The following is a 21,642-nucleotide window of genomic DNA, read 5'->3' on the forward strand; positions in this document are numbered from 1 at the left end:
GGTGTACCACTAGGGTTGATGTTGCCGTCTCCGTCCTGGATGGTCAGGGTGGTGGTTGTGCCTGCCCCTGGATCGATGGAGCGATGGATTCGCCGCCTGCGCCGGCCGGCTCACTCGCTCGTCGCCGCTCTGGCGGCTGCGGGACTGGGTGGGCTGACGGCTTCGCCTCTGCGGGCGTGCACCAGCTTTGTGCTGCGCGGATCCGATGGCGGTCGGGTCTATGCGCGCACGATGGAATTCGGCCAGCCGCTCAACAGCCAGGCCGTGCTGATTCAGCGGGGTACGCCACTGCGGGGCAATGGCCCCGATGGAGGGCAGGGCAATGGTCTGGCCTGGACCAGTCGCTACGCCGTGGTGGGTCTGAATGCCCTGGGACTCAAGGATGTCGTCCCCGATGGGATGAATGAAAAGGGCCTCGCCGGCGGACTGCTGTATTTCGCGGGCTACGCCAAGTTTCAAACGGTCCCGCCGGGGCAGACCCAGCGCTCAATCAACAGCGCGCAGCTGCTGACCTATGTGCTGACGAACTTCGCGAGCATCGCGGAGGTCAAGCGCGGCTTGCCCAAGATTTTGGTGAACGGCGCCAGCGTCCCGGCTTTCGGTGGACCGTTGCCGATTCACATGACCCTGCACGATCGCAGCGGCCAGAGCCTTTCGGTGGAATACATCGACGGGGCGCTCAACCTGATGGATAACCCCACGGGCACCTATACCAACGATCCGCCCTTCCCGTATCACCTGGCGGCAGCAGGGAACTACGCCAATCTGAGCGCGATGCCACCGCCGGAGATGCGCATCAACGGCTTGGCCTTACCCCCGGCCAGTACGGGCGCAGGTCTGCATGGCCTACCCGGAGATTTTCTGGCGACCTCCCGCTTCATCCGGGCCCTGACACTGAGTCGCTTCGCGCCCACCAACCTGAGCAGCCAGCAGCAGGTGGGGACGGCCTTCCGAATCCTGGGTCAGTTTGATTTACCGCCGGGAAGCGTGCAGTTACCGCCCGGGGGCGCCTTTGGGGGCGCCGGTGCCACGAGCACCTATGAGATCACCGAGTGGAGTGTTGCCGCTGATCAGCAGAACCTCGTCTATTACATCCAGACCTACGACAATCCAGATCTGCGCAGCCTTCGCTTTGATCGCCTGCCCTTGGATGGGGGAACGATTCAGGTGATGGCTTTGGATCAGCGTCCTCAGATCACTGAGCTCCGTCCCTGAGTCCCAGGGGTTGGTCTCAGCTCTCCTCGTCCCCTTCCAGCAGAAACTGCTGGAAGGCCACATAGAGATCCTGTTCTTCGCTGTTGGCGGGGCGCCGGCGCTGCTGATTGGGCAGGAGTTCCTGGGGTTTGCCCTGGGCTTGCAGGCCACCAGGGCTGCGGTTGGTTTGGCCTTGTAGGGATTGCAGCTGCTCCCGTTGGGCGGCTTGCCGTTTGCGCTCTTGATCGGCTTCCGCCTGGCGCAGGCGATCCATCAGATGGGGGGGGACCGTCCCGTCTTGGCTGGCCTTCATCAATTCCCCGAATAGCGCCTGGGGATCGGTCTCGGTCTCAACGCGATGGCGTTTGGCGGAGGCCCGCTTCGGCTCGACGCTGGACTCGGGTTTGGGAAGGGGCTTGGGGAGGGAGCGGCCGAGTTCTTGCAGGCGCTCCAGGCTGCGGGCATCGAAGCTCATGGCGTGCCGACCTCAGCTGCACTCAAGGGTGTCTTTGGTGACGCGACCGGTCACGGGGTTCGTGCCGCTGGCACTGGCGCAGAGGGTTTTCAGGACATCACCGCGGAAGGGCACGTTGGTGAAGTCCGCCCCATCGATCAGGACGTCCTTGAAGCGGGTGTTGAAGGCAAAGGCGTTCTCAAGGACCGCATTGCGCAGGTCCGTTCCCTCGAGGACGGCCGAGTCGAGGGTGGCGTCGCTGAGGTCCGCTCCGGCGAGGTTGGCGTCCTGGAGCTTGGCGCCGTAGAGGCTGGCGCCGCGCAGGTCGGCCCCGTGGAAGTCCGCTTCCCGCAGGTTCGTCAGATTGAAGGTCGCGCCATGCAGGTCGACTCCGGCGAAGTCGTGGCCGATCAACACCTGCTTGGCGTAGTCCATCGCCGCCTGTGCGGGTTGCGCCAGAAGGAGGATCAGCGCAAGCAGCGCTGAGGACAGCAGGGACCGGAAGAAGCGACGCATGGAGGAGAGCCGGTGCCTGGCAACCCTAGGCAGGGTGTCTGGGTGGGGACGGTTGGTTGTTCTCCTAACCTCACGACCCTCTCGTTTTTGGTTCACTGAGCGGAACGGGTCGAGCGATCGACCGCCAGTGCAGGCCCATGGGCAACCCGATCGACCGCGATACGTTTTTGGCCCGGGCCAGGGCGCGCTTCGGGGAGCGCTACGACTACAGCGGCATCCAATACAGAAGTTTTAAGTCGCCGATCAAGATCCGCTGCCGGGAGCATCCGGTCCGTCAGATCTCGATCACGCCCGAGCGTCACCTGGTGACCACGGGCGGCTGCAAGTACTGCCTGCGGCAGCTGCGCGGTCAGCTGCCATCCGTAGGGGAATCCTGAGGGGCAGTGCTGGCTGCAGGCGATCGGACGTTCTCCTTCACAACGGCAGGGCCACTGGGCTGAGCAGCGGGCGCTGCGGCTGCTGCAGGCCGCCGGTTGGCGCTTGCTTGAGCAGCGCTGGTGTTGCCGTTGGGGTGAGCTCGATTTGCTGCTCCACAAACCTGGGCGCCTGCTGTTGGTGGAGGTCAAGGGCCGATCCCGCTCGGGTCTGGACGCCTGGGGGTTGGCGGCCCTAAAGCGGCCCAAGCGGTTGCGGCTGGAGAGCAGCTTGATGCTCTGGTTGCAGTGGCATCCGCAGTATCAGGACTGCCACTGGGAATGGATCTGTGCCTTGGTCCCACTGCCCCCAAGCCGCCGGCCTGTGCGTTGGTTGCCTTGGCGCTGAGTGAAGCAATGTGGACGTAGGCCTGCGCCCGTCCTCTGATGTCCTTCGCGGCCCATCGCGCCCGCAAACGTTTTGGCCAGCACTGGCTGAAGGACCAGTCCGTGCTCGATCGGATTCTTCAGGCCGCAGAGTTGACCGCCGCTGACACGGTCCTCGAGGTGGGCCCGGGTCGAGGAGCCCTCACCGAGCGGCTCTTGGAGTCCTCCGCCCGCGCGGTCTGCGCCGTTGAGCTGGACCGTGATCTGGTGTCGGGCCTGCAGGAGCGCTTTGGTGCGAATCCGCGCTTCTCGTTGACCGAAGGGGATGTGTTGGCGGTGGAGCTGCCGGAGGCCACCGCCGTGGTCGCCAACATTCCGTACAACATCACAGGGCCCCTGTTGGAGCGCCTGGTCGGACGTCTTGATCGCCCAGCGCTGCAGCCCTATCGCCGTTTGGTGCTGTTGGTGCAGCAGGAGGTGGGTGAGCGGATTCGGGCCCGTCCCGGCAGTAGTGCCTATTCCGCCCTGAGTGTGCGGATGCAGCTCTTGGCGCGGTGCAGCACGGTCTGTCCTGTGCCCCCTCGCTGCTTCCAACCGCCGCCGAAGGTCATGAGTGAGGTGGTGGCCTTAGATCCCTTACCGCTCGAGCAGCGACTGGATCCAGCCCTGGCCAAAACGGTGGAGATGCTGCTGCGGCGCTGTTTCGCTGCCCGCCGCAAGATGCTGCGCAACACCCTCTCGGGCCTGGTGGAGGCTGAGCAGCTGCAGAGCCTGACCGAGGCCGCGGAGATCGGTCTGCAGCAGCGTCCCCAGGAGGTGGCACCAGAGCGTTGGGTGAGCCTGGCGGCGGGCTTGAATCGGCTCATCCCGGACTCGACGCAATCTCGCCATGGCTGAGCTGCAGGTCAGCGCCCCCGCCAAGATCAACCTGCATCTCGAGGTGCTGGGCCTTCGCCCTGACGGCTTTCACGAGCTGGCGATGGTGATGCAGACCCTGGATTTGGCCGACACGATCAGCCTCCGCCCGACGGCTGATGGGGCGGTGAGCCTGCGCTGTGATCGCTCGGACCTGCCGACCGATGGCAACAACCTGATCGTCAAGGCAGCTGAGTTGCTGAAGCAGCGGGTGGGACTGCCCGAGCTCGGTGTCGCAATGCACCTGACCAAACGCATCCCCATTGGGGCAGGGCTGGCGGGGGGCTCGAGCAATGGTGCGGCGGCTCTGGTGGGTCTGAACACGCTTTGGGGCTGTGGGTTCAGCGCTGAGCAGCTCTTGGCGATGGCCGCTGAGCTCGGCTCGGACATGCCGTTCTGCCTAGATGGCGGCACCCAGCTGTGCTTTGGCCGGGGCGAGGTTCTGGAGTCCGCAGGCCTGCCGGAGCCCCCTGCACTGGGGGTGCTGCTGATCAAGCATCCAGAGTCCAGCGTCTCCACCCCCTGGGCCTACAGGCAGTGCCGGGAGCAATTTGGAGCGGACTACCTCTCGACTGAGGCCGACTTTGAGCAGCGGCGCCAGGCCCTACGTGAGGCAGCGTTGTTGCAGGGATTGAGCGGCGGAGCGCCCCTGCCGGTGATCCGCAATGACCTCCAGAGGGTGGTGGAGCCGGAGGTGGCGAGCGTGCGGGAGGGATTGTCGATCCTGCGGCGGGCTGAGGCGGCCGCTGCGGTGGCCATGAGCGGCTCAGGGCCAAGCCTGTTCGCCTTGTTCGTCGACCGGGATGCCGCCGAAGCGGCGCAGCAGCAGTTGGCCGCTCCCCTGGCAGCCGCTGGCTTTGAGTCCTGGGTGTGCCGCTGCACGGGCTCTGGTGCCACGCTGGTCTGAACGCAGCACCATCCACCCCGCGTGAGTGAGACCCAAAGCGACAGCCAAGACCTCGCCAGCGCCAAGCAGAAACCGCGCAAGGGTCCAATCAGCTTCTTGAGCGGCTCCCTGACGAGCTTTGGCTTCGGCTGGCTTGCGCTGCAATTGGCCGGGAAGGTGGTGGGCTACTACGCCGACCATCCGCCCCAGTACGAGGCCCGCTTTGCCCAGAGCATTGCGGTCTTTATGAAGACCCTGGTGGTGGGGATGACCTTTCTGGCCACCTTCACCTTTGCCTTCATTGGATTGGGCCTGTTCCTGACATTTATCCGCAGCCTCTTACCGGGCTGGGAACAGGCGGAAGAAACCCCCTAGCCTTTGGCCACGGGCAGCCTGACGACGACATGACCGGCCACGACCTACAGCTGCTGGTGCTGCTCCTCTCACCAGGAATGCTGTTGTCAGTGTTGTTGTTGCTGACCTTCGCCGCAGGCGGTTGAGATAGGTTGGCCCCACCCCGGTCCAGTGCCGGACCCGCTTTTCAACCGTGGCAGAGACCCTTCTCTTCAACGCCCTGCGTGAGGCCATCGACGAAGAGATGGCGCGTGATCCCCATGTCTGCGTGATGGGGGAAGACGTCGGTCAGTACGGCGGTTCCTACAAGGTCACGAAGGATCTCTACGACAAGTACGGCGAACTGCGGGTCCTGGACACCCCGATTGCTGAGAACGCCTTCACGGGCATGGCCGTTGGTGCGGCGATGACGGGCCTTCGCCCGATCGTTGAGGGCATGAACATGGGCTTCCTGCTGCTCGCCTTCAACCAGATCTCCAACAACATGGGGATGCTCCGCTACACCAGCGGTGGCAACTTCACGATTCCCACCGTGGTGCGCGGCCCTGGTGGTGTGGGCCGTCAGCTGGGCGCGGAGCACAGCCAGCGACTCGAGGCCTATTTCCACGCGGTTCCCGGCATCAAGATCGTTGCCGTCAGCACCCCGACGAATGCCAAGGGCCTGATGAAGGCGGCGATTCGCGACAACAACCCCGTGCTCTTCTTCGAGCACGTGTTGCTCTACAACCTCTCTGAGGACATCCCCGAGGGCGACTACACCTGCGCCCTGGACCAGGCCGATCTGGTCAAGGAAGGAAGCGATGTCACGATCCTCACCTACTCCCGCATGCGTCACCACTGCCTGAAGGCCGTGGAACAGCTGGAGAAGGAGGGTGTGAGCGTGGAGCTGATCGACCTGATCAGCCTGAAGCCCTTCGACATGGAGACGATCTCCCGCTCCATCCGCAAGACCCACAAGGTCCTGGTGGTTGAGGAGTGCATGAAGACCGGCGGCATTGGCGCCGAGTTGATCGCCTTGATCACCGAGCACTGCTTTGACGACCTGGACGCCCGCCCGATCCGTCTCTCCTCCCAGGACATCCCCACGCCCTACAACGGCACCCTGGAAAACTTGACCATCATTCAGCCGCATCAGATCGTTGAAGCGGCCAAAGCCCTCAAGGCTGGCCAGGTCTGAAATGGCACGTCAACAGGGGTGGTTTGCCCTGATCTTGGCCCTGGCCTTCGCAGCCGGGGCTGTTCTTGCTTCGTTCCCACTGCAATTGGGTCTCGACCTGCGCGGGGGCAGTCAACTGACCCTTCAAGTCCTGCCGGCTGGAGCGATTCAGCGCGTGCAGAGCGAGCAACTGGAGGCCGTTAAGGACGTCCTGGACCGGCGCATCAACGGCCTGGGGGTGAGTGAATCCACCCTTCAGACCATTGGCGACGATCAACTCCTGCTGCAGCTGCCGGGTGAACAGGACCCCAGCCGTGCCGCCAAGGTCTTGGGCACCACGGCCCTTCTGGAGTTCCGCGCGCAGAAGCCAGGCACTGAACAGCAGATGAGCGGTCTGCTCAAGCTCAAGCGCCAGGCCCAAGCGGTTCTCAACCTGCGCCGCTCCAAGGACCAAGGTCAAACCCAAGCGGTCGACCTTGATGCCGATGGCCTGGCACAGCTCCTCAAGGACGCCGGCGTCAGTGCCCCTGCCGGCAGCACGGAGACCGAGCAGCTGGAGTTGTTGCTGGCGGCGGTCAACACCAAGATCGTCGACCTCTACGAGCCGGCCGCCCTTACCGGTAAGGACCTCACAGGTGCCGGGCGTCAGCAGAACCAGGCCGGCAGCGCCTGGGATGTCACCTTGAGTTTCAACACCGAGGGGGGCCGTAAGTTCGCCCAACTCACCCAGAGCATTGCCGGTAGCGGACGCCTACTCGGCATCGTTCTCGACGGCCGCTCCATCAGCGAAGCCAGTGTGGGGCCGGAGTTCAAACCCGCCGGCATCAGCGGCGGTGCCGCAAGCATCACGGGCAACTTCAGCGCCGAAGAGGCCCGCGACCTGGAGGTTCAGCTCCGCGGTGGTTCGCTGCCCTTGCCGGTGGAGGTGATCGAGCAGCGCACCATTGGCGCCACTCTCGGTAGCGAGAACGTCCAGCGCAGCCTTCATGCTGCCCTGCTGGGCTTGGCCTTGGTCGCCGTCTTCATGGTCGTCGTCTACCGCTTGCCCGGCGTTGTGGCCGTGGTTGCTTTGGCGCTCTATGCCCTGTTCAACCTGGCCATGTATGCCCTGATCCCCGTCACCTTGACCCTGCCAGGGATCGCAGGCTTCATCCTCTCGATCGGGATCGCTGTCGACGCGAACGTCCTGATTTTTGAGCGGGTCAAAGAGGAGTTGCGACGCGGGAACACCCTGATCCGCTCGATTGATGCGGGTTTCTCGCTGGCCTTCTCATCCATCCTCGATGGCCACATCACCGGTTTGATTAGCTGTGTGGCCCTCTTTGCGCTTGGCACTGGCTTGGTGAAGGGCTTTGCCGTCACCTTGGGGATCGGCTTGGTGCTCAGCTTGTTCACGGCTTTGACTTGCACCCGCACCCTGCTGCGTCTCTTGATGGGGTATCCCGCCCTGCGCCGCTCCAGCTACTTCTTACCCCAGACCCAGCTGCCAGCCCAGGCCTCCTGATGTCCGATTCCTCGACCTCCGTGGCCGCCACCGCGCCCCGCTTTCGCATCAGCCGCATCCGCCGCCAGGGCTGGCTTGCTTCTGGTTTGGCCGTTCTGCTCAGCCTGGTGGGGATGGCCTTGTGTTGGAGCAACCCCCGTATCGCCGCTCCCTTGAAGCCCGGTTTGGATTTCACCGGTGGAACCCAGGTGGAGATTCAGCGCAGCTGCAGCGGAGCGGACTGTGCGGGACTTAAAGCCGCTGAGGTGCGTCAGCAGTTGCGCATGCTCACGCTGCCGGAGGTCGGTGGTCAAGCGGCCCCCCAGCTGGTCAACGCTGGTGTGCAGGTGCTCGACCGCGGTCGTTCTGTTGATCTGCGCCTGCCGGACCTTGAGCCCGAGCAGACCCGGGCCCTGATCGAAGGTTTGGCCCCGGTGATTGGCACGGTGAACCCCCAACAGGTTGCGATCAACACCATTGGACCCACCCTTGGCTCCCAGCTGCTCAAAGGAAGCCTGATTTCCCTGTTGGTCAGCTTTGCTGCGATCGCGCTCTACATCAGCTTTCGCTACGACGGGGTGTTTGCAGGCTTGGCCCTGCTCTGCCTGGCCCACGACATCGTCATTACTTGCGGGGTCTTCGCCTGGTTGGGACTGATCAGCGGCATTGAGGTCAATTCCCTGTTTGCCGTGGCGTTGATCACCGTCGCGGGTTATTCGGTCAATGACACGGTGGTTGTCTTCGACCGCATTCGCGAGCAAAAAAGGGCTCTTCAGGGCATGAGCTTGCAGGAACAGGTTGATGTGGCGGTGGATGCCACCTTGACCCGCTCGCTCTACACGTCCTTCACCACCCTGCTGCCGTTGGTCTCGTTGCTGCTCTTTGGCGGCAGCAGCTTGTTCTGGTTCGCCGTGGCCCTGACCGTTGGCATTGGCGTTGGCAGCTGGTCCAGCATCGGTATTGCACCCACACTCTTGCCCGTTCTCTCGCGTCGATGACGCGATCCAGGCGGTTTTCTGTGCCATGGGCCCCGGTGGCGTTGGCACTCCTTGCCCTCTGGGATCTGCGCGCTGAGCTTCAGCTCCTAGCCGAGCACTTCACCTGGATCAGCTTGTTGATGATTCCCCGCTATCACTTGCTTGCGGTCACGGTCTTGATCTTGACCCCGAGCTTGATCCGCCAGCGGCGATAGCCCTAGGTCCACCGGTCCATGACCTGCTCCACCAGCACCCGTTGAGAGAAGACCTGGAGGACGACGACAAGCGGTAGGGCCAGCAGTACACCGGGTAGGCCCAGCAGTGCCCCCAGGCTGAGCTGCGCCATCAGCGCGACGGTGGGCAGCAGATTGACCGTTCGACTCAGGAGCAGGGGCGTGAGTAGAAACGCCTCGCCGTTCTGCAGCACCAGGCGAAGCACGATCACCTGAACGGCCAGGGTCGGCGAGATCAACAGCGACACAGCCACCGGTAGCAGGCTCGCCAGGGTGGGGCCGATTGTGGGCACAAAGGTCAGAAGGCCGCAGATCAGTCCGCTCAACAGGGCCAAGGGGACCTTCAAGGCTGCCAGGCCGGCCCAGGTCAGGAGGAACACCACCGAGGCCGAGAGCGTCATTCCCGCCAGCCAGCCCCCGAGGGCTTGGCGGCTTTCTGTCAGGAGGTTCTGCACCAGCGGCCGGCTGTGGGCCGGCGTCAGGGCCAACACCAGGCGTTGGTGACTGCGCGGATCGAGGACCAACAGGATCGCCAGCAGCCCCATCAACAGCAGCAGCACGGTGCCGCTGGCCGCGCCCCCGGCGAACCCAATCAGTTGGGCTCCAATGGGTTGCAACTTGTCGAGTGTGATCAGATCGGCGAGTCGACCTTCCAGACCCTCCAGGACGCTGACACCGCCCAGCAATTCCGAAAGGCGTGCAATCAGCGCTGGCACCAGCTGGGTCAGCTGATTGAGCTGCTCGAGCAATTCCGGCAGGAGTAAGTCCGTGAGTTGCCAGCTCAGAAGAGCCAGCACCATCAGCACCAGCAGGAGTGCCAGTGGCCGGCTGAGCCTCAGGCCTCGGCGCAACCAGCTCACGGGCACGTCGAGGGCGACAGCGAGGACGACGGCACCGAAGAGCACCATCAGGACCCAGCGCAGTTCCCAGGCCAAGAGCCCAAGAACCACAAGGGACAGCAGCAACAGCAAACTGCGTGGTGTCATCAGCGCTCAGCCATCGGGAGTTCCCAGCCGTTCAGAACGTCTTGGATCAGCACCTCGCGAACCAGGACCTGGAGGCAGACCGCCAGTGGCAGCGCCAACAGCAGTCCCAAGGGACCAAAGATCACCGTGAAGAAGAATTGGGCAATCAAGGTCAATCCAGGCAGCAACTTCACCTGGTGATGCATCACCGAAGGGGTGATCAGGTAGCTCTCGATGTGCTGAATCACCACATAAAGCAGCAGCACCAGCAGCGCTTTGACCGGTGAATCGAGCAACGCCACGGACATTGGAAAGACCGTGCTCAAGGTCGGTCCGATGTTGGGAATGATGTTCAGCAGGCCAGCCAATAGCGCGTTGGCGGCCACCAGCTTTACCCCCAGTAGTGACAGGCCGATGGCGGCCAAGACGCCGACGCAGAGCGAGCTGATCAGCACGCCGGCCATCCAACTGCTGAGGGCCTCACCGCAGAGCGTGAGAACGTCCCGGAAGCGTCGCCGATAAAACGATGGGACCAGCAGGATCGCGATTTCCCGGTAGGCCTGGGGTTGGATCGCCACCATCAGGCTGACAGCGACCACAAACAGGAGCTCCACAAGCCCGCTGCCCAGGTTCCCTGCAATCCCAAGCAGCTTCAGGAACCCCTCGGTCGGGTCAAGGCTGCCGGACCCCTGGCTGAGCCAGCTCTTCTGCAACCACTGCAGCGCCTCGCGGCCATAGAGCATCTGACTGCTCTGATCCAGGGTGCGGCGTAGCAGCTGCATCGCCAACTGCAGGGCTGCTGGAAGCTGCCGCAGCAGTTCTTGGAACTGGGCAACAAACGGTGGGACCACGACGGCGGTGGTCAGCACCACCACCACAAGCAAGCCCCCCAGGCTGATGAAGAGCGCCAGCGGACGGTTGCAGCGCAAGCGCTCTTGGGTCATACCCACCAGGGTGCAGATCGCCATGGCGAGCACCACGGCAGCAAAGACGAGGACGAGGACCTCCCGCAGGGACCACAGCAGCACCAGCGCCGCTGCTGTGGCAATCAATCCGAGCCACTGGCCGAATCGCAAAGGGGGAGGCCAACTCGTGTTGTTTTAGCGCCGATTGCGGCGATTGAATTCAGTTGGCGTCCTCTTCGCCAGCTTCGTCCTTTTTGTTCTGGGCAAAGCCGAGGTCATTGGCCTGGGCATAGCGCTCGGCAAAGCGCATGAACCGCTCGAAATCCTCGGTGGTTTTCCAGGTGTAGGTGGCCTCCAGGGCCGAAGGCTTGCCGTTGACGAACTTGGCGTTGACGTCGCGGGTCACCATCTGACCCTCTTCATCGAGCATGTACATGCCGCCGATGTCAGCCATGGTCTCTGGGGAGAGGGCCTGGGGCTGATCGAACACGAAGATCGCCTGACCGGTGCGACCATCCCGCGAACGGGTCATACGGATATCGGGCACGACCGGCTCATCCACACCGGGGAAAAACTGGATCGCGGCCATCGCCCGTTATCGCAAAGGCTGATCCTAGTGATGCTGCCCGGCGGATCTGGTTGCCGTTCCGCTTTCGATCAGTTGCTCGGCGGCTCCCTGCGCAGTGAGCCCCGCACAGTCGAGTCGCTCCCGTGGGCTTGGCTCTTCGGTTTGACCATGGCGCTCGAGCTCGTGGTCGTAGCAGCGGTCGTAGTAGTCCAGCATCTGCGCACAGGCGCCATGCCAATCCGCTTGCTCGATCGCCTCGAGGGCGGTTTTGGTGCGTTGGGGACCCAGGCGTCTGGCGATCCGTTGGGTGGCATCGGCAAGGGCCAGGGGGTCCTGGATCCCGTAGACCGCCACCAGCTGCTCCAGTCGCTCCTCAACCGGTCTTGTGATTTCCAGCAGCGGAGCCCCCTGCATCTGCTGCCAGAGCCCCGAGGGAATCCGGCAGCGGCCCACCTGCACGCTTTCGGCTTCAACCCAAATCTCTTGGGCCGAGCGGTGCTGCTGCAGCACTTCAGCGATTTTGTTTTCGAAGTGCTCCGTGGTCGGCTGGGCCGGCAAACCCAAGCCGCCAAAGCTGCTGCCGCGGTGATTCGCCAGTCCTTCGAGGTCCAGCACCGCCACGCCTTGTTCCGCCAGGGCCACCAGAAGGTCGGTCTTCCCCGTCCCTGTCCGTCCGCCGAGAAGGCGAATGGGCCAGGGCTGCTCCATCAGCGCGAGGACCCACTGGCGATAGCTCTTGTATCCACCCTCCAGCAGCAGAACCTCAAGATCGAGGGTTTCGGCTAGCCAGGCGATGCTCCCCGAGCGCATTCCGCCGCGCCAGCAGTGAATTTTCAGGGGTTGCCCTGGATGGCTTTTGCTGAGTGTCTGCAGCTTTTCCCCTAGGAAGGCCAGCTTTGGCCCCACCAGCGAGAGGCCGAGCTGCACCGCCGCAGTGCGCCCCTGCTGCTTGTGGCTCGTTCCGACCTCTGCACGCTCCTGGTCGCTGAACAGAGGCAAGTTCTGGGCCCCAGGGATATGGCCCTTTTCGAATTCAGCCGGGGCGCGGACATCCACCACCGGACCCGGGCCCTGCAGGAAAGCCTCAATCGATTGGCGCTCAGCCATGGCGATGATCCTGGGTGGGCTTCTTGCCGCTATGGGACTGCAATGCCTGACATAGTGGGCCAACGCTGTCGCACCAGCGTCAGGTCAGCCCGTCTCCATGCTCTCCGGACCACCCGTCACCACCACGGTCAGCGCTGACCAGTTGATCGAGCGCTTTCTGACGAGCGCTCCACGCCAACGGCGCTCCCTTCTGCCGCAAGTGCTGCAGCGCAGCAGTGAGTGCCGTCCTCTGATCGCCGATCAAATCGACCGCTGGGATGCCACTGGAGATGACTGGGCCTGCGGGACCCTGATCCAGTTGTTGGTCTCCGAGGACGACGCGCTCTCCCAGGCTTTTTGGACCCGTTTCCCAGAGGGCTGGCTCGCCGTGACCAGTGGCCAGGGCCTGGATTACGGCCCCCTGCAGTTGGCCTTGATTCGTCAGGACTTCGAGGATGCCGACCGTCTAACGAGCGTGCACCTGCGCCAGTTGGCCGGACCGGCAGCCGAAAAACGCGGCTACGTCTATTACTCCGAGGTCCCGCCGATGGCCTCCGTGGATCTTGAGAGTCTGGATCGCCTTTGGGTGACCTTCTCCCAGGCTCGTTTTGGTTTCTCCGTTCAACTGCGTTTGCTGCGCAGCCTGGGCAACCGCTGGGAGCAGCTTTGGCCGCGGATTGGCTGGAAGCAAGCGGGGATCTGGACCCGTTACCCCAAGGCCTTCACCTGGACCCTCGAAGCTCCGGAGGGGCACATGCCCCTGGTGAATCAGTTGCGGGGGGTCCGTCTGATGGATGCCTTGCTCTCTCACCCAGGGGTGCAACAACGCGTGGCGTCCTGAAGCACGGCGCTTCACTCGGCGGTAGGGTCAATCCGTTCGCTGTTCCCCTCTCCGGGGCTCTATGGCGCTGCGTTGGGCTGACTACATCACCCCATCGACCCTGCATCTCGCTCCGCTGCTGGAGCTGTTGCTGGAGCCGATTCAATGCGCCGAACAACAGGCCACGCTGCAGTTGGGCCTCCAGGAGGTCCTGGTCAATGCCGTGCGCCACGGCAATGGCAACGACCCCCTGAAGTGCGTTCGGATTCGCCGCATCCTCTCCCCCAGGTGGTGTGTGTTTCAGGTTCAAGATGAGGGACCTGGCCTGCCTGCCCAAGCCCGCGTCGCTGCGCTTCCGGATCGCCTGGATGCTGCGAGTGGCCGGGGCCTGTTCCTGATCCACCAGTGCTTCGAAGATGTGCGCTGGAGCCGCAGGGGCAACCGCGTCCAAGTGGCGATGCGCAGGGCCTAGTGGCCGTGCGTCGGGCAGCCGGGGTCCTTCAGCTCACCCTTGAGCCAGCCGAGGGCATGCTCCACCAGGGCCGTCGCCTGTTGCCTCTGTGCGCTCACGCCGGCTGAGGCCGGGCCGTTGGCTGGATCCAGCATCAGCACCAGTGCTGCTGTCAGTTGCTCGGCTGCCCGCCGTTGGGGCTGTGCCTTGAGCGCATGCCAGTCCTGGTTGCTGATGGCCAGCTTCTGATGCAATGCCTGCGCCAACTGCTGGCTCTCCAGGGGCCACTCCCGCGGATTTTGCTTCGCCTGTTGAGCCTGCACTGGACGGATCCGTTGGGACCAGGCCATCCTGACGCCATGCAACAGCGACCGCGCTCCCCCTACCAGCCGATCCGCTGGCTGCATCAACTGGCCAACCTGCTGGCCACCGTGTCGGCCGCTGAGCGCCTGGAACCCTCCGACGACAGCCTCCAGGCCCGTCGTTTGCGACAGCGGCTCTCAGCAGCCCAGCGACTGTTGGATCCGCTCCCAAGTCCGCTTCAGGCCACTCTCTGGAGTGAGCGGGTTGTTTGGCAATTCCTGCGTTGGGGCGGCGTGGGCGCCCTCATGGCCGTCCTGTTGAAGCGTTGAACCGTCACGTTCAGGCGGCGACGCGAATCAGCGAACGTCCGGTGGGGCTAGGAGCCTGTTCTTGACTGCTGCCCTCAGGAGTCAGGCCATCTGGACGATTCGCCTTGAGTCGCTCTCCCCTGAGCCAGGCGGCATGCAGGGCACGGCGGCGCCGGTCCTCTGCCAGAACCAGGCGATCAGCGGCTGCCGTCGGGCTCTCGCCAGCTCGCACCGGAGTCCGCAGACAGATTCCGAAGCCACGTGCTTCCACTTGAACTGCCCCCTCCATCAGCACGGTCTGGAAGGACCAGCCGTTGAGCCAGCGCACGTGAAAGGGGTTGCTCATCAGCAGACCCTATGGAGCGAGCGAGCAGTGGCAAGCCCTGTGTCAGGGCTTGGTGGCAGTCCAGACCCGGGTCATCAGATGGGATTGGGCACGAATTCCGCTGAATCCTGCTGCGCTCAGGCGAGCGTCGATGTCATCGCCGATGTAGTCGCGGTAGTACGGCTCATGGAACATCCGGCGGAAGTTGTCCATGGCGACTTCAAATTGCGGTGAGTCAGCCAGCTGGACGGAATCCGCAAGCACCAGGACACCACCAGGTTCCAGAACCCTGAAGCAGTCTTCGATCACGGCCTGACGCGCTTCGCCTGGCAGTTCGTGCATTAAGAAGACGCAGGTCACCCCCTGCATGCTCCCTTCTGCAAAGGGCATCGACTCGGCGTTGCCCTGGACCAGCTGGGGTAGTTCCGATGGACGTTGCGAGAGCCAGCGATTGGCCTGGCGCAGGTAGGCCGATGACAGATCCAGGCCCACGAGCTGCGCCTGGGGCAGGGCTGCTCGCAGTTGATGCAGGGTCCGGCCAGTACCGGTGGCGACGTCCAGAACCCGAAGGGAGCTGCTGGGTCTGTCACCGAAGGCGCGAAGGCCTTGGACCAACGGCTTGATCACCCGCCGGCGCATGGGATCGGCCGTGCCGTTGAACAGGATCTCGACCTGCAGGTCGTAGAGGGTCGCCGAGTGATCGCTCAGATAGCCATCGGTCTGATGGTGGAAGTTCTGCAGGTAGTAGTCGGGGTAGTTCTCGGTCTCGACGTTGGTGGGAAGGTCACGGACGTTGCGCTCGGAGCGCCTGGTCCAGGTGCTGGGCATGTCCAGCCAGACCAGGGGGTAGCGCGCGGCCCAATCGCCCCAGGGGGCATCAAAGAGCAAGTTGGTGGGATACAGCCCCGCTTCTGCTTCTTGCCAATCCAGGTCCAGCAGGGCCTTGTGGGAGGCCTGCAGGTCCCGAAGCATCTGCGGCGGAATGGGCAGGGTTTTGGGCGCTCCATCGGGCGCCACAATTTCCATCAGGCGTGTGCTGATCTCCTTGTGGGCGACCCCGACCAGGCTCTTGCCCTGCTGTAGGGCCTCGTAGGCGAGCTTGGTGACGGCGTCAGCCATGGGCGGGATGCCACTGATCTCATGTGGCACCTATTTCAGCCGATGGGATGCAGTCGCTGTGGACTTGTATCGGCTTGAACTCTGATCAAGATTGATGGAGATGCGCGCAAATTGGTAGCAACAGCTACAGAATGAATCTGTGAAACAGGAAGGAGGAAGTCAATGATCGATACCACCCCCTCTGCTCGTTTGAACGAGCCGCACTATGTCGCCTGGGTGCGAGAGCGCCAGCGTGCCGCCCGTCGGCTGAGCGGCTGGCTGTCTCAGCGCCGGGCCAAGCCCGACCTGGATCATGAGGAGCGGGTCGACGCTCAGACCTTGGTTTGGGCCCAGCGCCATGCCCATGAGCAACGGCTGCATGACAGCGCCATCGAGCAGCTGCGTCACAGCTGACTCGCCATCAAAAAGCCCCGGCCGAAGCCGGGGCTGCCATGAACGAGACCCTGATCAGGCGTCGTAGTACATGGTGAATTCGTGGGGGTGGGGCCGCTGGCGCAGCTGCTGCACCTCCTCGTACTTCAGAGCGATCCAGTTGTCGATGAAGTCTTCGGTGAAGACGCCACCGGCCAACAGGTATTCGTGATCAGCCTTGAGGGCTTCCAGTGAGCCGTTGAGGGACGCGGGAACGGTCGAGATCTTCGCCAGCTCCTCGGCGGGCAGTTCGAACAGGTCGACGTCGGTGCCATTGCCCGGATCGATCTGGTTCTTGATGCCGTCGATGCCGGCCATGAGCATGGCGGCAAAGCCCAGATAGGGGTTTGCCAGAGCGTCGCCTGAGCGGAATTCCAGGCGCTTGGCCTTGGGATTCATGCCGGTCAGCGGGATGCGGACGGCGGCGGAACGGTTGCCCTGGGAGTACACCAGGTTCACCGGTGCTTCAAAACCGGGCACCAGGCGCTTGTAGCTGTTGGTGGTCGGGTTGGTGAAGGCCAGGAAACTGGGGGCATGCTTCAGCAGGCCACCGATGTACCAACGGGCCGTTTGGGACAGGTTGGCGTAGGTGCCATCGCCCCACATCAGGGTGTCGCCGTTCTTCCAGATGCTCTGGTGAACGTGCATGCCGCTGCCGTTGTCGGCAAAGATCGGCTTGGGCATGAACGTGGCGGTCTTGCCGTACTTCTTGGCAACGTTGCGCACGACGTACTTGTAGATCATCACGTTGTCCGCCGCGGTGATCAGCTCGGCGAACTTCATTCCCAGCTCATGCTGGGAGGTGGCGACCTCGTGGTGGTGCTTCTCGATGGGCACACCCAGGGAGCCCATGGTGAGGAGCATCTCGGTCCTCATGTCCTGAAGGGTGTCGTTCGGGGCGACGGGGAAGTAGCCCTCCTTCAGTTGAATCTTGTTGGCGAGGTTGCCACCTTCTTCAACGCGATCGGTATTCCAGGGGTTCTCGATCGAGTCGACGCTGTAGAAGCTGGAGCCATTGGCGCTCTTGTAGCGCACGTCGTCAAAGACGAAGAACTCGGGCTCGGGTCCGAAGTAGGCCGTGTCGGCCAGGCCGCTGGAGCTCAGGTAGTCCAGGGCCTTCTGGGCCAGGGCACGGGGGCAGCGGGAGTAAGGCTTGCCACTACGCGGCTCCTGAATGGAGCAAATCAGGCTGAGAGTTTTGTGGCCGTAGAAGGGGTCGATCCAGGCGGTGTTTGGGTCGGGCACCATGGCCATGTCCGACTCGTTGATGGCCTTCCAGCCGCGGATAGAGGAGCCGTCAAAGGCAACGCCCTCAGTGAAGGCTTCCTCTTCAACCAGATCAGGGGTGACGGTGAGGTGCTGCCACTTGCCGTGGAGGTCAATGAACTTGAGGTCAATCAGTTCAATGCCTTCGTCCTTGATCTGACGGAGGACGTCCTGGGCGGTCTTGGCCATGACGCGTTGAAAATGGCTTGGTGGGTGCCGGCCTGTACCGGACGGCTCAGACCGTAGTGATCGGCGATGACCCCGCTTTGTATCGCCCGTAACCAAATGGAGGACTCATCGGCCTGTTTTGGACTCCTCCGCTGGTTTGAGTAACCGTTTCTGTCAACTTCTTCAAAACCTCGATCCAGCAAGGGATCTGGACGTTTGCCGGTGCTACGGTCCAACCCAGGTGCGTCGATCTCACACCCACAATGCGTGATGCCATCACCGGTCTGATCGGCCGTTACGACCAGCTCGGCCGTTATCTCGACGGCTCGGCTATTGACCGAATCGCCACCTATTTCTCTGAATCGTCGTTGCGTCTCGCTGCGGTTGAGCTGATCAACTGCGAAGCCGCTGAAATCGTCCGCGAGGCCAGCCAGCGCCTCTGGCAGTCGGATCCCGAGCTGTTGCTACCCGGCGGCAACGCCTACACCACTCGCCGCTGGGCTGCCTGCCTGCGGGACATGGATTACTTCCTTCGCTACGCCAGCTACGCCTTGGTGGCTGACGACAGCACAATCCTGAACGAGCGGGTCCTGAACGGCCTGGATGACACCTACAAGAGCCTCGGTGTCCCCACTGGTCCCACCGTTCGCAGCATCGCCCTGATGGCCGATGTGATTAGCGAGAAATTGCTCGATTCCGGTGCCGCTAGTGCGGAGCTCATCAACAGTGTTGTTCGTGCTCCTTTTGAGCACCTTTGCCGCGGCTTGGCTGATACCAACGTGCGCGCCCGCTGATTCGCTCGCACCTGCGACTGCGTAGTCTCAACCCATCCAGCCCCCTCCCAGGCCTTGGCTTCCATCTCATCAACCGTGTCAGATCGACATCGGCTGTCGCTTGCTCCGATTGATACTCCGGAGCGCTTGCTGCTGGGACCTGGCCCCTCCAATGCCCACCCGACGGTTCTTGAGGCCCTCAGCCGCTCGCCGATCGGCCATTTGGACCCGCTGTATGTCGCCCTGATGGGCGAAGTGCAAGAGCTCCTCCGCTACGTCTGGCAAACCGATAACCGCCTGACCCTGCCGATGAGTGGCACGGGATCGGCGGCTATGGAAGCCACGATCGCCAACATCGTTGAGCCTGGCGACACCGTCCTCGTGGCAGTTAAGGGCTACTTCGGTTTGCGTCTTCAGGACATGGCGGGCCGTTACCGCGCCAATGTCCAGACCATCGAGAAGCCCTGGGGCGAAGCCTTCAGTCTTGATGAGATCGAAGCGGGCTTGAAGCAGCACAAGCCCAAGGTCCTGGCGATGGTCCATGCCGAGACCTCAACGGGTGTCTGCCAGCCCATGGAGGGCATCGGTGACCTCTGCCGTCAGCACGACTGTCTCCTGCTGCTGGACACGGTGACCTCTTTAGGTGCAGTGCCCCTGTATCTCGATGAATGGAAGGTTGATCTGGCCTACAGCTGCAGCCAAAAGGGCCTGAGCTGCCCTCCCGGCCTCGGTCCCTTCTCGATGGGTCCCCGCGCCGAGGAGAAGCTGGCTGCCCGCAGCGGCAAGGTGCCCAACTGGTACCTCGACGTCAGCTTGCTGAATCAGTACTGGGGCAGTGACCGGGTGTATCACCACACCGCACCGGTCAACATGAACTTCGGCATGCGCGAGGCCCTGCGCCTGATCGCAGAAGAAGGTCTTGCGAACGTCTGGGCGCGCCACCGCCGCAATGCTGAGCGCCTTTGGTCAGGTCTTGAGAGGCTTGGGCTTGAACCCCACGTTCCCCTGGAGCTGCGTCTCCCCACCTTGACCACTGTTCGCATTCCAGAAGGTGTCGATGGCAAGGCCTTCACGACTCACCTGCTGAACAAGCACGGCATTGAAGTGGGCGGAGGCCTGGGTGCCCTCGCAGGCAAGGTCTGGCGCATCGGGCTGATGGGCTACAACAGTCGCGAAGAGAACGTGGATCTCCTGCTCAACCTGCTTGAGCAAGAGCTTCCGGCCTTCCGCTCTTCTGCGCCTGCCGCTGCTGCCGCCGCTGCTTGAACCAGGCCTCGAGCCTGCTCTTGCATTCCAGCTCCAGCACTCCGCCCATCACTGTCATGTGGTGATGGGCGCTCGGATCCGTCGCCAAGTTCAGACAGCCGCCGAGAGCACCGCGCTTGGGGTCATGGGCCCCAAAGATCACCTGTCCCATGCGCGCTTGCACCAGGGCGCCTGCACACATGGGGCAGGGCTCCAGCGTCACGATCAGGCTGCAGTCGTTAAAGCGCCAGTCGCCCCTCAGGCGTGCGGCTTGCTCCAAGGCCATTAACTCCGCATGCCCCAGGGGCCGTTGCTCCCGTTGCCTGCGGTTGACCCCCCAGCCCAGGGCCCGTCCATGGCCATCCAGCACGACGGCCGCCACAGGGATTTCACCCTTCTCTCCAACGGCCTCTGCCCGGCGCAGCAGCCGCCTCATCCAGAGTTCATGGCGCTGAGCTTCGTTCAACCCCGAGGTCGATTCGCAGGCTTCTTCAACCATGCCAGCACGGCGGGTCCGATGACACGGGACAATGGGCGCTGAACGCTCAGGGCCATTGGCTCAAGCCCAACCGAGCCAGCCGCAGCGCAGCGTTGCCTGCTTCCCGGATCCCCTGCGGGAGGATCCCGCGTTGGAAGCCTTCTTGAGCTCGGCCAGCACGCGTCTCTGCCAGTGGTGGTCCAGTGCCGCTGAGCGCTCGCCCTTGCCCCTGCTGAGCGTTCTTCCCGAGCCGGCTCCACAGCAACAGGGCCTGTCTGCTGAGGCTTTGCTTGAGGATCTGCAGCTGGTGATGGATGGGGCCTACAACCCCATCCACCCCGGTGCGATGGCCCACTTGGATCCCCCACCGCTCACCGCATCGGTGGCGGCTGATCTGGTCTGCGCTGGCCTCAACAACAATTTGTTGGCCGAGGAGCTCTCGCCAAGCCTGTCGCGGCTCGAGCGCAGCTTGACCCATTGGATGGCTGAACAACTGGGCCTCGGAGAGACGGCCGGTGGTGTCGCAGCCAGTGGCGGCAGCCTCAGCAATCTGATGGCCTTGGTCGTGGCTCGCCATCAGCTCGCCCATGGCGAGACCTCCGACTTGACGGTGTTCTGCAGCGCAGATGCCCACGTCTCTATCGGAAAGGCCCTGATGGTGATGGGCTTACCGAAGCAGAGTCTCCAGACCATCCAGACGGACGGCGCCGGCTGTCTCTGCCCCACGGCCCTTGCCGCTGCGTTGCAGTCGGCCGAGCAAGAGGGACGTCCTGTCCTTGCCGTTGTGGCCACCGCCGGAACCACGGTGCGGGGTGCCGTCGATCCCCTGGCGGCCATTGCTGATCTGTGCCGCCGCCACGGGGTCTGGCTGCACGTGGACGGCGCGATTGGCGCTGTGTTTGGCCTCAGCCAACGGCACAAACACCTGGTCCCCGATCTGGACCGAGCCGACTCCCTCACGGTGAATCCCCAGAAGCTCCTGGGTATCACCAAGACTTCCTCCCTCCTGCTGCTGAAGCGTCCTGAACTGCTGGCCTCCTGCTTTGGCACTGGCCTGCCCTACATGGAGCCCAGTTGGCTGGATGCCCATGGCGGTGAATGTGGCCTTCAGGGAACGCGGCCGGCCGAGATTCTCAAGCTCTGGCTGGGACTGCGTCAATTGGGTTTGGATGGCATCGATGCGTTGCTCCAGGGGGCCCTCCAACGGCGCGCCGCGCTGGAGCAACACCTTTGCGGGCTGCCCTTGCAGATCCGCAGCGGCCCATTGCATCTGTTGGCCTTCACCCCGAGTGCGATGGGGGCCAGCGAATCGGAGCGATGGTCGAGCCAGACCCGGCAGCAGTTGCTCGAACAGCAGTTGATGCTCTCCCGTCCCTTCTATGCGGGGAGGCATCACCTCAAGGCCGTACTCGGCAATCCCCACACCCGATCCACTGACCTGGCTGCCGTGGCCTCGGTCGTTCAGCGGTCGTTGACTTGCGTTTGAGATGAATCAACCGAACCCCCAAGGCCGCTGGGTCGCCATCGTGACCGGTGCCATCTC

Annotated in this window: 28 protein-coding genes; 17 read left to right on the forward strand and 11 right to left on the reverse strand. The window is 63.3% G+C overall.

Going from position 1 to position 21,642, the window contains the following annotated elements; genetic code table 11:
* Positions 1–18 precede the first annotated feature (18 nt).
* The gene (locus LY254_RS01075) at positions 19–1,215 is read left to right on the forward strand and encodes a choloylglycine hydrolase family protein (protein ID WP_247478232.1); all 1,197 of its coding nucleotides are present in this window, start codon (positions 19–21) and stop codon (positions 1,213–1,215) included.
* 16 nt (positions 1,216–1,231) lie between these two features.
* Here the strand turns inward: LY254_RS01075 and LY254_RS01080 are convergent, their stop codons facing one another.
* Entirely contained in the window at positions 1,232–1,669 is a 438-nt protein-coding gene (locus LY254_RS01080) for a hypothetical protein (RefSeq protein ID WP_247478243.1), read from the reverse strand.
* Positions 1,670–1,681: 12 nt separating this feature from the next.
* Complete coding sequence (locus LY254_RS01085; RefSeq protein ID WP_247478246.1) at positions 1,682–2,164, reverse strand: pentapeptide repeat-containing protein; 483 nt, start codon at positions 2,162–2,164, stop codon at positions 1,682–1,684.
* 137 nt (positions 2,165–2,301) lie between these two features.
* On the opposite strand from LY254_RS01085, the gene LY254_RS01090 reads away from it, so the two are divergent.
* The 9 genes from LY254_RS01090 (at position 2,302) to LY254_RS01130 (ending at position 8,890) form a co-directional block, all read left to right on the forward strand.
* On the forward strand, positions 2,302–2,541 hold the full coding sequence (locus tag LY254_RS01090) for a hypothetical protein (RefSeq protein WP_010316837.1): 240 nt from the start codon (positions 2,302–2,304) through the stop codon (positions 2,539–2,541).
* An 82-nt stretch (positions 2,542–2,623) separates the two neighbouring features.
* Positions 2,624–2,926 carry a YraN family protein gene (locus LY254_RS01095; RefSeq protein ID WP_371820547.1) on the forward strand — a complete coding sequence of 101 codons (303 nt, stop codon included), beginning with the start codon at positions 2,624–2,626 and terminating at the stop codon, positions 2,924–2,926.
* Between the two features lie 38 nt (positions 2,927–2,964).
* Positions 2,965–3,801 carry a 16S rRNA (adenine(1518)-N(6)/adenine(1519)-N(6))-dimethyltransferase RsmA gene (gene rsmA, locus LY254_RS01100; protein WP_010316841.1) on the forward strand — a complete coding sequence of 279 codons (837 nt, stop codon included), beginning with the start codon at positions 2,965–2,967 and terminating at the stop codon, positions 3,799–3,801.
* A complete protein-coding gene (ispE, locus tag LY254_RS01105) occupies positions 3,794–4,726 on the forward strand; it encodes a 4-(cytidine 5'-diphospho)-2-C-methyl-D-erythritol kinase (protein ID WP_247478248.1) in 933 nt (310 codons plus the stop codon). The genes rsmA and ispE overlap by 8 nt, the downstream gene beginning before the upstream one ends.
* A 21-nt stretch (positions 4,727–4,747) precedes the next feature.
* A complete protein-coding gene (locus tag LY254_RS01110; RefSeq protein WP_247478250.1) occupies positions 4,748–5,080 on the forward strand; it encodes a DUF3082 domain-containing protein in 333 nt (110 codons plus the stop codon).
* A 172-nt stretch (positions 5,081–5,252) separates the two neighbouring features.
* On the forward strand, positions 5,253–6,236 hold the full coding sequence (locus LY254_RS01115) for a pyruvate dehydrogenase complex E1 component subunit beta (protein ID WP_010316850.1): 984 nt from the start codon (positions 5,253–5,255) through the stop codon (positions 6,234–6,236).
* Between the two features lies 1 nt (position 6,237).
* Positions 6,238–7,719, forward strand: a complete 1,482-nt coding sequence (gene secD / locus LY254_RS01120) for a protein translocase subunit SecD (protein ID WP_247478253.1) — start codon at positions 6,238–6,240, stop codon at positions 7,717–7,719.
* On the forward strand, positions 7,719–8,696 hold the full coding sequence (secF, locus tag LY254_RS01125) for a protein translocase subunit SecF (RefSeq protein ID WP_247478262.1): 978 nt from the start codon (positions 7,719–7,721) through the stop codon (positions 8,694–8,696). The genes secD and secF overlap by 1 nt, the downstream gene beginning before the upstream one ends.
* Positions 8,693–8,890 carry a hypothetical protein gene (locus LY254_RS01130; RefSeq protein ID WP_247478263.1) on the forward strand — a complete coding sequence of 66 codons (198 nt, stop codon included), beginning with the start codon at positions 8,693–8,695 and terminating at the stop codon, positions 8,888–8,890. Before secF ends, LY254_RS01130 begins: the two co-directional genes overlap by 4 nt.
* Before the next feature lie 2 nt (positions 8,891–8,892).
* Here LY254_RS01130 and LY254_RS01135 read toward each other — a convergent pair whose 3' ends face one another.
* From LY254_RS01135 to mnmH, 4 genes are read right to left on the reverse strand one after another with little or no spacing between them, the layout of a single operon-like run.
* Positions 8,893–9,894, reverse strand: a complete 1,002-nt coding sequence (locus LY254_RS01135) for an AI-2E family transporter (protein ID WP_010316859.1) — start codon at positions 9,892–9,894, stop codon at positions 8,893–8,895.
* Complete coding sequence (locus LY254_RS01140) at positions 9,894–10,949, reverse strand: AI-2E family transporter (RefSeq protein WP_247478265.1); 1,056 nt, start codon at positions 10,947–10,949, stop codon at positions 9,894–9,896. The genes LY254_RS01135 and LY254_RS01140 overlap by 1 nt, the downstream gene beginning before the upstream one ends.
* Before the next feature lie 49 nt (positions 10,950–10,998).
* Positions 10,999–11,367: a photosystem II reaction center protein Psb28 gene (gene psb28, locus LY254_RS01145; protein ID WP_247478268.1), complete on the reverse strand. Its 369-nt coding sequence runs from the start codon at positions 11,365–11,367 to the stop codon at positions 10,999–11,001.
* Positions 11,368–11,391: 24 nt separating this feature from the next.
* Positions 11,392–12,453 (reverse strand): tRNA 2-selenouridine(34) synthase MnmH, encoded by a 1,062-nt coding sequence (gene mnmH, locus LY254_RS01150; protein WP_247478270.1) that lies wholly within the window; start codon positions 12,451–12,453, stop codon positions 11,392–11,394.
* A gap of 97 nt (positions 12,454–12,550) precedes the next feature.
* On the opposite strand from mnmH, the gene LY254_RS01155 reads away from it, so the two are divergent.
* Together LY254_RS01155 and LY254_RS01160 are read left to right on the forward strand one after the other, a co-directional pair.
* Positions 12,551–13,273, forward strand: a complete 723-nt coding sequence (locus LY254_RS01155; RefSeq protein ID WP_247478272.1) for a GUN4 domain-containing protein — start codon at positions 12,551–12,553, stop codon at positions 13,271–13,273.
* A gap of 61 nt (positions 13,274–13,334) precedes the next feature.
* Complete coding sequence (locus tag LY254_RS01160) at positions 13,335–13,724, forward strand: ATP-binding protein (protein ID WP_010316868.1); 390 nt, start codon at positions 13,335–13,337, stop codon at positions 13,722–13,724.
* On the opposite strand, the gene LY254_RS01165 is transcribed toward LY254_RS01160, so the two are convergent.
* Entirely contained in the window at positions 13,721–14,053 is a 333-nt protein-coding gene (locus LY254_RS01165; protein WP_247478274.1) for a DUF6439 family protein, read from the reverse strand. The genes LY254_RS01160 and LY254_RS01165 overlap by 4 nt on opposite strands.
* Before the next feature lie 9 nt (positions 14,054–14,062).
* Here LY254_RS01165 and LY254_RS01170 point away from each other — a divergent pair, with 9 nt between their 5' ends.
* Positions 14,063–14,335, forward strand: a complete 273-nt coding sequence (locus LY254_RS01170) for a hypothetical protein (protein WP_010316870.1) — start codon at positions 14,063–14,065, stop codon at positions 14,333–14,335.
* Between the two features lie 10 nt (positions 14,336–14,345).
* Here the strand turns inward: LY254_RS01170 and LY254_RS01175 are convergent, their stop codons facing one another.
* Together LY254_RS01175 and LY254_RS01180 are read right to left on the reverse strand one after the other, a co-directional pair.
* Positions 14,346–14,660: a copper-binding protein gene (locus tag LY254_RS01175; protein WP_247478276.1), complete on the reverse strand. Its 315-nt coding sequence runs from the start codon at positions 14,658–14,660 to the stop codon at positions 14,346–14,348.
* Positions 14,661–14,702: 42 nt separating this feature from the next.
* Positions 14,703–15,758 carry a class I SAM-dependent methyltransferase gene (locus tag LY254_RS01180; RefSeq protein ID WP_247478278.1) on the reverse strand — a complete coding sequence of 352 codons (1,056 nt, stop codon included), beginning with the start codon at positions 15,756–15,758 and terminating at the stop codon, positions 14,703–14,705.
* A 189-nt stretch (positions 15,759–15,947) separates the two neighbouring features.
* Between LY254_RS01180 and LY254_RS01185 the strand changes: the two genes are divergently transcribed.
* Positions 15,948–16,151 (forward strand): hypothetical protein, encoded by a 204-nt coding sequence (locus LY254_RS01185; RefSeq protein WP_247478285.1) that lies wholly within the window; start codon positions 15,948–15,950, stop codon positions 16,149–16,151.
* A gap of 54 nt (positions 16,152–16,205) precedes the next feature.
* Here the strand turns inward: LY254_RS01185 and glnA are convergent, their stop codons facing one another.
* Positions 16,206–17,624 carry a type I glutamate--ammonia ligase gene (gene glnA / locus LY254_RS01190; RefSeq protein WP_010316874.1) on the reverse strand — a complete coding sequence of 473 codons (1,419 nt, stop codon included), beginning with the start codon at positions 17,622–17,624 and terminating at the stop codon, positions 16,206–16,208.
* Positions 17,625–17,866: 242 nt separating this feature from the next.
* On the opposite strand from glnA, the gene LY254_RS01195 reads away from it, so the two are divergent.
* Positions 17,867–18,397 carry an allophycocyanin subunit beta gene (locus tag LY254_RS01195; RefSeq protein ID WP_247478287.1) on the forward strand — a complete coding sequence of 177 codons (531 nt, stop codon included), beginning with the start codon at positions 17,867–17,869 and terminating at the stop codon, positions 18,395–18,397.
* A 54-nt stretch (positions 18,398–18,451) separates the two neighbouring features.
* A complete protein-coding gene (locus LY254_RS01200) occupies positions 18,452–19,642 on the forward strand; it encodes an alanine--glyoxylate aminotransferase family protein (RefSeq protein ID WP_247478289.1) in 1,191 nt (396 codons plus the stop codon).
* On the opposite strand, the gene LY254_RS01205 is transcribed toward LY254_RS01200, so the two are convergent.
* Positions 19,572–20,120: a nucleoside deaminase gene (locus tag LY254_RS01205; RefSeq protein WP_247478291.1), complete on the reverse strand. Its 549-nt coding sequence runs from the start codon at positions 20,118–20,120 to the stop codon at positions 19,572–19,574. The genes LY254_RS01200 and LY254_RS01205 overlap by 71 nt on opposite strands.
* Before the next feature lie 55 nt (positions 20,121–20,175).
* Here LY254_RS01205 and LY254_RS01210 point away from each other — a divergent pair, with 55 nt between their 5' ends.
* Positions 20,176–21,585 (forward strand): pyridoxal-dependent decarboxylase, encoded by a 1,410-nt coding sequence (locus LY254_RS01210; RefSeq protein ID WP_247478292.1) that lies wholly within the window; start codon positions 20,176–20,178, stop codon positions 21,583–21,585.
* The last annotated feature ends 57 nt before the right edge of the window (positions 21,586–21,642 follow it).

It is taken from the genome of Synechococcus sp. NB0720_010 (genome assembly GCF_023078835.1).
Taxonomy (GTDB): Bacteria; Cyanobacteriota; Cyanobacteriia; order PCC-6307; family Cyanobiaceae; genus Vulcanococcus.